The 13,530-nt window shown below is 39.2% G+C and carries 6 protein-coding genes; 3 read left to right on the forward strand and 3 right to left on the reverse strand.

Annotated elements, in window-relative coordinates:
* Nucleotide 1: 1 nt before the first annotated feature.
* From RCG25_RS02010 to RCG25_RS02020, 3 genes are all read right to left on the reverse strand, one after another.
* Nucleotides 2-631, reverse strand: coding sequence for a sugar transferase (locus RCG25_RS02010; RefSeq protein ID WP_308082003.1), 630 nt, complete (start codon nucleotides 629-631; stop codon nucleotides 2-4).
* A 21-nt stretch (nucleotides 632-652) separates the two neighbouring features.
* Nucleotides 653-1,567 carry an SDR family NAD(P)-dependent oxidoreductase gene (locus tag RCG25_RS02015; protein WP_308082004.1) on the reverse strand — a complete coding sequence of 305 codons (915 nt, stop codon included), beginning with the start codon at nucleotides 1,565-1,567 and terminating at the stop codon, nucleotides 653-655.
* A 120-nt stretch (nucleotides 1,568-1,687) separates the two neighbouring features.
* Nucleotides 1,688-2,884 (reverse strand): HupE/UreJ family protein, encoded by a 1,197-nt coding sequence (locus RCG25_RS02020; RefSeq protein ID WP_308082005.1) that lies wholly within the window; start codon nucleotides 2,882-2,884, stop codon nucleotides 1,688-1,690.
* Nucleotides 2,885-3,165: 281 nt separating this feature from the next.
* On the opposite strand from RCG25_RS02020, the gene RCG25_RS02025 reads away from it, so the two are divergent.
* The 3 genes from RCG25_RS02025 (at nucleotide 3,166) to RCG25_RS02035 (ending at nucleotide 13,521) form a co-directional block, all read left to right on the forward strand.
* Nucleotides 3,166-9,513, forward strand: a complete 6,348-nt coding sequence (locus RCG25_RS02025; protein WP_308082006.1) for a lamin tail domain-containing protein — start codon at nucleotides 3,166-3,168, stop codon at nucleotides 9,511-9,513.
* Nucleotides 9,514-10,967: 1,454 nt separating this feature from the next.
* Nucleotides 10,968-12,236 carry a glycosyltransferase family 4 protein gene (locus RCG25_RS02030; protein ID WP_308082007.1) on the forward strand — a complete coding sequence of 423 codons (1,269 nt, stop codon included), beginning with the start codon at nucleotides 10,968-10,970 and terminating at the stop codon, nucleotides 12,234-12,236.
* The gene (locus RCG25_RS02035; protein ID WP_308082008.1) at nucleotides 12,190-13,521 is read left to right on the forward strand and encodes a glycosyltransferase; all 1,332 of its coding nucleotides are present in this window, start codon (nucleotides 12,190-12,192) and stop codon (nucleotides 13,519-13,521) included. The genes RCG25_RS02030 and RCG25_RS02035 overlap by 47 nt, the downstream gene beginning before the upstream one ends.
* Nucleotides 13,522-13,530 lie beyond the last annotated feature (9 nt).

Below are 13,530 nucleotides of genomic sequence, written 5' to 3' on the forward strand. Positions count from 1 at the left end.
GTTATCTCCATCCTTTGGCGAACAAAATAACGGGAACGGATTTCATAGCAATTTTTAAATCTAGCAGAACAGAAAAATGGTTAATATAGTATAAATCTAATCCTAATTTTTCCTTTGGTGTTAACTCATAGCCACCGTTAATTTGCGCCCAGCCAGTAATTCCTGGTTTCACTTGCAAGCGGTTGCGAAAATGAGGTAGATCCTTTTCGAATTCTTCAATAAAGACAAGACGTTCTGGACGAGGTCCAATCAGGGACATATCACCCAACACGACATTGATTAACTGAGGGAGTTCATCTAGTCGATACTTCCGTAAGTAATGGCCCACTCTGGTGATCCTTGAATCATTTTGATCGGCCCACTGTGGTCCGTTCTTCTCGGCGTCCGCTCGCATGGTGCGGAATTTAATGACTTGAAATGCTTTTCCGTTTAGCCCAATTCGTTCCTGCCTATAAAAAATGGAACCTGGTGAATCGAATTTAATCAACACAGAGACTAGAAGAAATAAAGGAAACAGAGCGACTAGGGCATAAAGACATAGTAACGTATCAATCATCTGCTTAATCCATGAATATAGCGGTTTCGTTTTATAACTACTAATCACTAATTCTTGTTCATTAACTAGTTTCATCTCGCTCACCCTTAAAATAAATTAAAGTCCCTTTTCCTCTATAAAATAACGAATCGTTGAGGCCAATCCAGATCGAATATCGACAGCAGGAGTCCAGTTCAACATGGAATGGATGGCGGAAGCATCCAGTACACTTCTTGTAATATCTCCTTCTCTAGGAGGCTGTTGAATTGGTTGGATGTCACTATTTAAAAGAGTCGTAAAAGTGTCTACTATACTATTAATAGAAGTTTCGGTCATAGAAGAAACGTTGAATACTTGATTCTTTCCGTCACGAAGGGCATAGATATTTGCCATAGCCACATCCTCAACATAGATAAAATCTCGTGTTTGTTCTCCGTCTCCAAAAAGGAAAGGAGCTTGTCCGTTTGTTAACTTATTAAGGAAGATGGAAATGACTCCGCCTTCACCTGTATGTCCTTGACGAGGTCCGTACACATTGGAATAACGAAGGGTACAGTATTCTACGCCAAACTGTTCATGATAGAGTTGAATATATTTTTCTACCGTTAACTTAGAGAGACCATACACCGAAATCGGATGAACAGGATGGTCTTCGGCAATCGGCAGGTTTTCTGGCAGCCCATATACAGCAGCAGAAGAGGCAAAGACAATTTTGGCATGGTGTTTTCGACATTGCTCTAACAGATTAAGTGTGCCTAAGACATTCACATGTACATCCAGGACAGGATCCTTCATCGATGTTTCCACACTCACTTGTGCTGCCAGATGGATGACAGCATCAAGGGAGTGTTGTGTGAATAAATCTTCTATTAGCTTATGGTCTGTTATATCGCCGTAAAAATAGAGTGCATTTGGGTTTTCGGCAACCCCTTTATTCTGATCCACTACAATGGTTGTGTAGCCCTGTTTCACAAGTAAATCAACAGTATGTGAGCCAATAAAGCCTGACCCGCCAGTAACTAGTACGTTCATCGTGTAACCCCCTGCAACTTTGAGGCATGTTTGAATTTATAGAAAAATGTCTATTTTTGAAATTTGTTACTTCAAATTATAATACGAAAGTCCTATCATAGCTACACACTATTTATTCCATTATGAGACCAGTCTTTCTACTAACCAAATCGCTCCTAACGCAACGATAGCATATGAACCGTAGGTCACCATTTTACGTGAGTGCTTTAACTTGAATAAGATAGATAGTACTGGTAGAAGCAATAGCACAAGCGTAAGCTGAACCGCTTCGATCCCTAGGTTGAAGTTCAGTAGAGCAACAGCTAGATGGCTTTTTGAAATGGCCATTTCTTTTAACAACGTCGCAAACCCAAGACCATGGATTAAACCAAACAGGAAGGTAATGCTCCAGCGGTGACGGATTTCTTTTCTAAAAATGTTCTCTAAGGCCACATAACAAATACTAAAGGCAATGGTTGCTTCTACAAACCGAGATGGCACGGTTACCAAGCCTAATGTTGCCAGACTTAGCGTGATGCTATGGGCAATAGTGAAGGCGGTTACAATTCCGGCGTATTGTTTAAAGGTTTGCTTTCTAAGTAACAGGGCTAATAGGAATAATAAGTGATCATAGCCTGTAAGAATGTGCATGGCTCCGAGCTTTAAAAAGGACAACCAAGAAGAAGTCGATGACTTTTCTACAGGTGTTTTCGTCTGTGGCTGTTCCTGACTGGTGTTAGGTTGTGCCGTTTGATCTTGTCCCTGCTCCTGCTGTACTTCATTAACGAGGATCGTCCACGTACGTTCTTTCCCCTGTATAACCGCTTCGCTTGTTTCACCATAAATAGAAGCGGAAATCAAATCCACATAATTGGTCCCCGTGTCATGAAAATAAAACCCATCATTAAACACAATCGTTTCACCAGGGGAAACACTAGGAAAACTTATATAAGTAGAAAGAAATTCTTTGTTTTCTTTTTTTACGATTTTCATTTTTTTGACGGTAGGTGTTTGTTCTTTGTTATCTTTATCGAGTGTGAGGCCCTCAGTAATTAATTCTTCTAGGTGATGTTCGTTCGCTTTGATTTCAGATTTCTCAAGGACAAAGTTTTTGTTTTTATCAATTTTTGGAAATAGCTCTAGTATGGATAAAGTATCGAACGAAAAGACCATTTCTGTCTTTTGTTTGTCGATTGTTATTTGTGTATAACTTGCACTATAGGCATGTGCGGATGATTTCGTAGGGAAGGAGAGACAGGTGATAAGTGAAAAAGCGAGTACTATCAAGGTTAGATGTCTGACATTCAACCTTTGGTAAAATTTGTAGTAATTTGACACGGGGGCTCACGCTCCTCATTAATATTATTTTAAAATAATTTCCCAAATTTTCCAACTGCGAAATAAAAATGCAATTACCCTTAATATAATCACATTTTGTCCGTTTTTGTATATATATTACGGGATAATTTTTTAAATATTTATATAGTAAATTTACAAAAAATTTGTATCTTTCAGATTGAAAATTTTGTAGAATGATAGAGTAAGTATGTGAAAGAAGACCTATATCAAAGGTCGTCATACATATTTTTACAATAATTCACAAAAAAGGTGGTAAGTGAATGAAGGCGAGGAAAAGGAAGTTTAAGCGTTGGACAAGCACGTTCATGGCAGCGCTCCTTTTGATCAGCACCTTTTTGCCAAGTGGTTTAATTGGCAAAGCCTATGCGGATCAGGCGAATCATGTCGTTATTTCTCAAGTCTATGGCGCAGGCGGCAACAGTGGGGCCGTTTATACAAATGATTTCATTGAATTGTACAACCCTACCGACAGTGATGTCATTCTAGACGGATGGTCTGTACAATATTCTAGTAGTACAGGTACAGGTTGGTCAGGTACCAGTTTATCTGGAACCATCAAATCTCATGGATACTATTTAATCCAAGAAGCAGCCGGTACAACAGTGAAGGACAAGCCACTTCCGTTAGCACCAGATGCGACAGGAACAATCGGAATGGGTGGCGGCTCAGGTAAAGTTGTTTTAGTTAAGTCTCAAACAGCTGTATCTGGTCAATATCCTACTGGGGTAGTAGATTTTGTAGGTTATGGAACGGGAACAGTCGGTTATGAAGGATCCGGTCCAACTAAAACTCCTACGACAACACTAAGTGCGACGCGTGTACCGTATGCAAATACAACACCAGCAAAAGATTTAGGAAATGCATGGGATACGGATGATAATGCAAATGACTTTGCTTTAGTCGCTCCAACTCCTAGAAATACAGCAAGCCCAACGGAAGCACCAATGGTTCCGGTCATCAGCTTGCAACCTAAAGGAAACAACATTCAATATGTAAAAAATGATACGACAACAAATTTAGTTGGTAAGGCTGATGCAGCTGAAGCCGGTTCTACAATTAAGGTATATGAAAGCGCATCCAAAGGAACGGAGATTGGAACAGGTACAGCGGCAGCAAATGGCTCTTTCGATATCAACTTAAATAAAAGTGTAGCCTCTGTCTATGTTGCAGCTACACAAACGGGACTAGCTGAAAGTGCTGCTATCCAAATTGATGCAGCAGTAGCAAGTGCACTCGTTGCACAAGCGAAACTAAGCTATGTTGTAACAAATGGTGTTGGAACGCTAACTGGTAACGCGACTGCAGCAGCAGCAAATGCTGTAATCAATGTATATCCAAATGCCACAGCCACACCAGCTGAAAAATTAAATACACAAGAAGTAAAAGCAGGCACTGGTGGAGATTTCTCCGTAACGATTAACAACGCTCCTGACACAGTGTATGTAACACAAATTACGAGCTCTGCAAAGGGTATCATGCTTGAAAGTGTTCCTGTATCTGTTACAAAAGCAGACACAACTGTAGTGTCAAAAATTGCAGACGTTCGCGTATCGGATTCAAAAGGACAACCGGTCAACCTAAGCAAGTCCTTCACGATCGAAGGGGTAGCGACCGTTGATAACCAAATCCTTGGAACACAAAAACAGAACTTCTATCTTCAAGACGATACAGCAGGGATCAATATCTTCAGTACATCTTACACGACAGCATATAAGGTAACAAAAGGCGATAAATTACGCATCACGGGTAGCGTCCTTTACTACAACGGTTTAACAGAATTTGAACCGATTTCCATTGAGAAAATTAGTGAAGGAAATGCCATTCCTGTACCAAAAAGCGTAACTATTCTTGATTTAAATACGTATGCAGTGGCTGAGCCACTAGAAGGCAGCCTTGTAACGGTTACGGGTAAAGTATCCGCTACAGCAAGCACGCCTCCAAACTACAATGTTACATTTGTAGATGAAAACAGTAAAACAACGACTCTAAGGGTCATGGGAGCAACTGGTATTAAGCCAGACACAGACCTTGAAACAGGTAAGAGTTACACTGTAACAGGTGTCTTAGGGCAATACACAACGAATGCCTCTGCGACAAATGGATACCAACTATATCCACGTGACGTGAAGGATATTTCTCCAGTATTAGCAGTCACACATACACCGATCACTGAAGTATACAAAGGCGCAAGTGTAGAGTTTGCAGCCAATGCTGATGGGGCAGAAAATGTTGTTGTCTACTATCGTGCAACAGGCACAAGCCAATATACTGCTCTTCAAATGGTGAAAGGCAGCCAAGGTCGTTACACAGTATCATTGGATGCTGCGAATGTGCCTCAAGATGGATTTGAATATTACATTGAAGCAACAGCAACAGGCCAAATCAAAACAGCGGGCTCTAGCACAGCACCTTTCGCTGTTACATTAGTAGAAGATACTTTTGGCCCTGAAATTACAGGTATGACACCACAGGACACAACAAAGGTTGAAAGTACAACACCTGAAATCTCAGCGTTAATCAACGATCCAAGCGGTGTGGATGAAACAACTGTTCATTTCTTCTTAGACGGACAAGAGTTATTAGCACCAACAGCAACTATTAGCAAAACACAGGTGAAATATACGCCAGAAGCAGACCTTGCACTAGGTATTCACACAGTGAAGGTTACAGCTAAGGACGTAAAAGGCAACCTGACTGAGAAACAATGGACATTCGAAATCGTGCCTCGTTTCACAGGTGGTAATCACTACCGTGGTACAACGCACAACCACACAAACATTTCTCACGATGGTGCGGGTACACCTGAAGATGCTTTAAAAGCAGGGAAAGCCCATCATTATGATTGGTTCGCATTCTCCGACCACTCACATGATATTGACCCTGAAAAATTAGGGACAGACACAGTTGACCGTAAAACAGCATCAGGTGCAGCAGTACCAGAACGTTCTGGTGGCGCACAATGGCAATTAACAAAAGATCTTGCTAAGCAATACACAAACAGCGACTATGTTGTTTTCCCAGCGTTTGAAATGACTTCAACTACTTGGGGTCACTCAAATATCTTTGGAACAGACAATTTTATAGACAGAAATATCAATGGTAAGCAATACCAAGACTTAAATCAGTACTATGCATGGGTAATGACATACGATGATATCGTTGGTCAATTCAACCACCCAGACATGTCTGCGAATGCATTTAATAACTTCAAACCATACAATAAAGACGTAGATAAGTTATTCACTATGTTAGAAGTAGGTAATGGTTCAGGACACTATGGCTATGCAAATGCGGAAGGTAAGTTCTACTCTGCACTAGATTTAGGCTGGCACGTGGCTCCAACTTATGGTGAAGATAACCATGAAGGAACTTGGGGACAAATTAATGCTCGTACAGTAATCGTTGCAGATGACCTTTCTCAAGCATCATTATTACACTCTATGCGTAATATGCGTGTGTACATGGAAGAAGATCCAAACTTCACACTAGATGTTTTAGCAAATGGTTACTACATGGGTTCAACAGTTGATAGCAAAAAATTAAACTTTAGCATTTCTGGTAGCGACTTAGTGGCAGAAGCACATAATGATAGCGACTATAACTATCTTCCAACTTCTTATAAGTCAGATGACAGAATTGCAAAAGTAGAACTAATCTCTAATAATGGAAGCGTAGTAGATTCTATTACGCCAATGACGAAAGATTTCACTTGGTCTCCATCTTACACAGTAACAGGCGGACAGCAATGGTTCGTGGTTAAAGTAACACAAATGGATGGCGAAAGAATCTATTCTTCTCCAATCTGGTCAAAAGAAGAGTCAGTCGATGTAAAAGTAAACAGCATTGACGTAGACGGTGGTGTTATTGTTGGCGGCAACCCAGCTAAATTAGTAGCAACAGTTGCGAATAATGGTACACAAACCATTTCAAATCTTAAAGTAGACTTCTATTATGATGAAGTAAAAGAAGCAAACTTTATTGGAACAAACAATATTTCATCGATCTTATCAAAAGGTTCAGCAACAGCGACTGCAACCTGGAATAGCCCGTTAGTGGGTGATCACAAGTTGATTGCGGTTGTCACCTCTTTAGATGGTCTAGCTATTGGTGATGTGAAGTTTGTTTCACCGGTGAAAATTAAAGAACCACTTGGCATTAAAGTATTAATCGACGCCTCTCACGGAAACGAAAATACGACAGGTGACAGCGGAACATACAAGGATAACTTAAAAGCCTTCACACTTATGCTTCAAAAAGAAGGGTATACTGTTACTGAAAATAAAGTAGCAATCACTGATGAAGTATTAAGCGGTGTGAAAGTATTAGTATTTACACATGGTTCAGCATTGACTGCTGACGAAAGAGCAGCAATAACAAAGTTTGTAAATAATGGCGGTTCTTTATTAATGGCTGGTAAGGCTAACAAGAGTGTTGACCCAACCATCAATAATACCCTTCTATCAGATTTAGGCTCTGGCATTCGCATGAACAACGATGGAGTCTTTGATGATAGTAAAACAGGAAACTTCTGGTCCGATCCGGCAGTAAGCCCATGGGCGGTACGGGTTCATCTAGGCTTAGTCTCTAACTATGTTACAGATAGAGCATCAATTGTGGAATATTTCAGTGGCGCTAGCTTATCCGGTCCTAACAATCAGCCGTTAGTACCAAATGATAAATTAGTCGTTCTTGGAAAGGGTAACGAAACCACTTATCAAGGTAACGTCAAGGGTGGTTACACATATGACGCCGTATCTGATGCAACAGGCGGTTCAGCTATTCCATTAATTGCCTCAGAAGAAATCGGCGCTAAGGGACGTATCATCGTAACTGGTATGAACTTAATCAATGATAAGCAGATGGATGAGTCATTTGCGCCAAAAGGCAACGACGAATTAGCTCTAAACTCTGTTAACTGGTTAGCAAACCGTGAAACAAAAGTGACGAAGATCGCTGATGCTCGTAAATTAGCTGAAGACACGGATGTAGTAGTAGAAGGAACAGTTACAACTGGATCCGGTGTATTCTTTGACGCATTCAACCTGCAAGATGAAACAGGCGGTATCATGGCATATCTAGAAATTCCAGATGGTGCACTAAAACCAGGCGATAAAGTCCGTGTATATGGCCATATTAAGAAGTTTGATAACAACATTGAGTTAGAGTTTACAAGCTTTGAAAAAGATGTCATTAAAACTGGCTCAGGAGACCCGTTACAACCAACACTAGTTCCTACAGGTGAAGCGACATCAGCTGCTAACCAAGGATTCCTAGTGAAGGTAAAAGGTACCGTGGTATCTAAGTTTGACGATAACTCTTACGTGATCAACGACGGTTCTGGTGATGTACTAGTATTTACAGATGGTTATATCGTGAACCAATCGAATGTACCGGTACCAGCTCTTGAAAAAGGTGACACGTTAGAAGCGGTAGGATTATCTGGTGCATTTGCACAGGGTACTCGTATCCGTGTAAGAGACACAAGAGAATTAGTAGGAACGAAAGCGCCGATTGCTCCAGGAACAGGTAAAGTAGTGATTGGCAACACGCCAGCAGCTTCGATTACTTTCAGCTTACACAGCACAGGCGAAAACGAAGTTTGGTACGATTTTACAACAGATGCAAAAGGTGAATTTACACATAACCTTCCAGATGGCACCTATAAAGTAGAAGGAATTTGGGTAGATCCAACTTGGTATCCACTTGGTAAGATGTTTACGATTAAAGATGGCTTATTAAATGGCACAAGCCAATTCATGATTGATGCTCTAGACTACGAGATTCCTACTCAAGATCAAGGAAAATGGAATGTAGGCGGAACATTAGTCAACGATACAAAGGCGTTAGCAAACATTACGTTCAGTGTTCATTCCGGTGACAACTGGTATGATGCAAAAACTGATAAAAACGGAAAGTTTGCTTTCAATTTACCGGATGGCAGCTACGTAGTAGATGGTATTTGGGTAGATGCAGAAAACAAGTGGTATGAATTAAACCAAACGTTCACAGTGAAGGACGGCAAGCTTGAAGGTGCAACAGATCTTACGATCGATGTGAAACCAGCTCAAGTGAACCTGAATGTGACTGGAACGTTGAAAAATGGTACAAAAGTATTCAGTAACACAGTCTTCAGTGTTCATACAACAACAGGCACTGAAAAATGGTATGACGCAACAACGGATGCAAACGGTAACTTTGAAATGAAGCTTGCAGACGGTACGTATAAGATAGAAGGAATTTGGTCAGCAGCAGAAGGCAAATGGTATGTTCTTGGTAAAGAATTTACAGTTTCCGGCGCGACTGTTCAAAACTTCGATGTCTTAACTGACGGACCAGTAGCAGAAACTCCAAACGTAACCGGTGTCCTAACAAAAGGAACCACAGCTTTATCCAATATCACATTCAGTATTCACACGACTACTGGTGAAGAGAAATGGTACGATATCACAACAGACGCAAACGGAAACTTTGGTTTCAAACTACCAAACGGTACGTATAAACTAGAGGGCATTTGGCTTGATAGCGAAGGACATTGGTATAACCTCCAAAAGGAATTTACCGTGGACGGAACGAATCAGTTGAATGTGGATGTTTTGGCTGGGAACTAAAGAATAACGAAGAAAGGCTGACTCGGATGAGTTAGCCTTTTTTTTTTAAAAGATAAGAATGTATAAAATTTGTCACAGCCACAGTCCTTGATACTGTGGTATTTTATGTCCCGATCCAAAGGAAAGTAGCCCGACCAGTAAATAGGAGAAGTTTCTAATGCCCGTGGTAAGTGAAAAAGTGCGTGACCGGTAAATAGAAGGAGTTTTAATGCCCGTGGTAAGTGAAAAAGTGCGCGACCGGTAAATAGAAGGAGGTTCTAATGCCCATGGTAAGTGAAAGAGTGCGCGACCGGTAAATAGGAGAAGTTTCTAATGCCCGTGGTAAGGTGAAAGAGTGCGCGACCGGTAAATAGGAGAAGTTTCTAATGCCTGTGGTAAGGTGAAAGAGTGCGCGACCGGTAAATAGAAGGAGGTTCTAATGCCCGTGGTAAGTGAAAATGAGCGCGACCGGTAAATAGAAGGAGGTTCTAATGCCCGTGGTAAGCAAAAAGTGGGTGAGCGGTAAATAGAAGGAGTTTCTAATGCCCGTGGTAAGCGAAAAAGTGGGTGAGCGGTAAATAGAAGGAGTTTCTAAATCCTGCGGCAAGCTGGCCTGACTAATAAAGGCTAAGGACTTTTGTACGCTTAAGTGCGACTAGGTCTCTGTCTGCGCTCCGCTAGCCAATCGATCAGTCTTCTTAATCCGGGGATGATCAAGGCACTTGCGTTTTTCTAAACATGGTTTAATGACTCGAGATGGTCCGAAAAGACTATCTTTACAATATGACAAATTTCGACAAATTACGCCCCTTTACCGTCCTTCTAATTAGTGATAAACTAGATTAGGACAAAAATAGCATGAAAATGGATTTTATTTTCCAATAGTTTGGCTATCTTTGTCAAAAATTGACGAGTCCAAGAATAAGAAATTATAGTGATAGCTATTTTTTATTTATATATTTTAGTGTGTTAAATAATTAAAGACTAATAATATTTATGTTACACATATCAGGTTATATACACTGATCGGCAAAGTCACCTTGGCCGTTATCGATGGCGGCACTCAATCATGCTGTGGGAAGCTATTATATTTTCCTCTGTCCTTAGACGCATGTCGTCGATAGTATGTTGTGAGGAGGGGTTTGATGCCCAAATACAAAAATGCTAATAAATATCTAATGAAAGGATAAGTGTGTAATTCTCTTATATTTCCATTAGGTATTTATTTTTTTTACTTAAAAGTTGGTTTGTTACGCATTGAGCATCAAAAACTAGATGCGACGCACCTTCTCAATTTGAGAAGAAATATTTGGTTATCATTTGGTAATTGATTGTAAATTTACTAGGTCTATAGTAACTAGTTCGAATACCGTATATTATTATATTAGAATAACTGATATTTCCGTTTCCGAAAGAGATAATAATAGAGAGAAAAAATGTCATTGGAATTAAGGATTTTTAAAGGGGCTATGAATGTGAAACGTGTATTGATTATCTCTCAGCATTTTTACCCGGAAATAGGTAGTCATTCAAACCGTATTAAACACCTATTTATGATGTTGGGGAAAAATGAATTTGATGTAAAGGTCCTTACGACTGAACCTTCCTATCCAAATAAAAAGATATATCAAAATGAAGAATTTTGGGATGATGAGTCCTTGAATTCCCAAAATGATCGTATTACTAGGATTGGTATTAAAAGCAGAAAATATTCAAACCATATATTTAATCGTTTATTTTATTATTTAGAAATTGCCTTCAAATTTATTTTTCTTATCCTTAAAGACAAGGAGAAGTATGATTATATTTTCGTTACTTCACCACCGATCTTTACCGGATTTGTAGGTCTTTTTGCTAAATATAGATATAAAACAAAGTTTATCTTAGATATACGTGATTTATGGCCTGAGTCGTTAAAAGGTGTGGGTGTATTTGATAATGCCTGGATCCTCAAACTATTTGGTGCTTTAGAAAATGTACTGTATAAAAAGTCTGACAAGATTGTCATAAATAGCATGGGCTTTCAAGAATACATTCAAAGGAAAGCTGGAGTCCCTGAATCAAAGATTTTGTTCATTCCAAACAGTGTAGTAAAAGAAGAGTTAGCACAAATTAATAAGAAGAAACTCAGAACTAAGAAAATTATTTATGCTGGAAATCTTGGACTTGCTCAAAACACTGAAATTATTCATCAACTTGTACCATTATTAGAAGAGCAAGGAATACAGCTAACGATCATTGGTTATGGAGTGAATAAGAAGCAACTGATAAGTTCTATAAAGAATTATAAAAACGTTACGCTTATTAATCCAGTGACAAAAAAACAATGTTTAAAATTAATTGCTGAGCATGATTTAGGACTGGTTACTTTAAAAGATAAGGAAGTCTTTAAAACAGTTTTACCTGGAAAAATAATCGATTACATGACATGTGGCGTTCCCATTGTCGGGGTTGTTGATGGATATTCGAAAGAGATAATCAACAATGAAGGGGTTGGGGTAGCGATCCATGCTGCTACACCTGAAGAAATATTAACCCAAATTATGAAGCTCTTAAATGATGATACAGCAAGAAGAGAAATGTCCCAAAAGGAACAACAGTTAATTCTTAGTCAATTTAACTGGGAAAAGAATATTACTAGTTTAGTAGATTATATGAATGAAAACACTCAGCCACAACAAAGGAAGGATACAAAAGATGTCAAAGAAAGTTTGCATGTTCGTCTGGAATCACTTCACAAATGATGCTAGGGTATTGCGAGAGTGTACTGCTTTATCCGAAGCTGGTTATGAAGTTGATTTATTGTGTATCCATGATCCTAAGGATCCTACTTTACCTAAATTCGAACAGAGAAATGAAAATTTTAAAGTGTATAGACTGAAAAGGTATCCAATCTTATTAGAAATGATTCAAAAAATTTATAAATACTCCATGCATAATAAATTGTTTGGAGCCCTTTTCTTGTGTTTATGGGGTTTGTTGATCTATGCAGCTCCGCTCATCTTCTCTATTCTAACTGTATTAGCAGTACTTTTGCTGAAAACAAAGCTAAAGGTTGTCTGGGTTAGAGGGAGTCTCATTCTCGGAATGATTCTGAAGGGATACAAAAAGAATTATGATATTTATCATTCAAATGATTTAAATACACTCCAACAAGGCTATATCTGTTCCAAGTGGAGAATTAAACGCAAAACGCTCATTTACGATTCCCATGAAGTTCAAACGAGCCGTACAGGCTACCATAATCCGATTTATGGGAAGATGGAAGGCTTTTTAATTAAGAAAATCGATGAAATGATTGTTGAAAACCATACAAGAGCAGGATACAACGAGAAATTATATGGATTTTACCCGAATGTGGTTCATAATTATCCATTTACACAAACAAGTGAATCGGATAACAAAGTGGATTTACATGAAATCCTGAACATTCCTAAGTCTGAAAAGATTCTTCTTTATCAAGGTGGGGTCCAAACAGGTAGAGGATTAGACAAACTAATTGATGCTGCCCCGTTATTTAATGAGGGAGTACTTGTCCTAATAGGGGACGGGAAAATTAAAAAAGAGCTACAAAACAAGGTGAATGAATTAAAGCTTAATGACAAAATTAAGTTTCTTCCTAAGGTACCACTAGCTGAGCTGCCGAAATATACAAGAAATGCCTATCTGGGATTTCAGGTATTAAACAATGTATGTTTCAATCATTACTCCGCTTCATCGAACAAACTGTTTGAATATATGATGGCGGGTGTACCGGTCATTGCCTGTGACTTCCCTGAAATAAAAAGAGTCGTTGAAGGTGATGGGACAGGCATTTGTGTAGATTCTCACGATTCAAACTCCATTGCAGAGGGAGTTAATTGGTTATTAGCTAACCCAAATGAACATGGTAAAATGCAAAAAAATGCACTTGAAGCAAGCAGTAAATATAATTGGGAAAATGAAAAGAAATCTCTCCTTGATGTATATAACAACACCAAAACGGAGTTTTATAATTTACCAGGTCAAAATGTGACTGCGGTAAAATAAATGATACCT

This window comes from Neobacillus sp. PS2-9, from assembly GCF_030915525.1.
Taxonomy (GTDB): Bacteria; Bacillota; Bacilli; order Bacillales; family Cytobacillaceae; genus Neobacillus.

Excerpts from the sequence above, each read along its gene's own strand:
- RCG25_RS02010 (WP_308082003.1), bottom strand. The coding sequence starts at position 631 with ATGAAACTAGTTAATGAACAAGAATTAGTGATTAGTAGTTATAAAACG.
- RCG25_RS02015 (WP_308082004.1), bottom strand. The coding sequence starts at position 1,567 with ATGAACGTACTAGTTACTGGCGGGTCAGGCTTTATTGGCTCACATACT.
- RCG25_RS02025 (WP_308082006.1), top strand. The coding sequence starts at position 3,166 with ATGAAGGCGAGGAAAAGGAAGTTTAAGCGTTGGACAAGCACGTTCATG.
- RCG25_RS02035 (WP_308082008.1), top strand. The coding sequence starts at position 12,190 with ATGTCAAAGAAAGTTTGCATGTTCGTCTGGAATCACTTCACAAATGAT.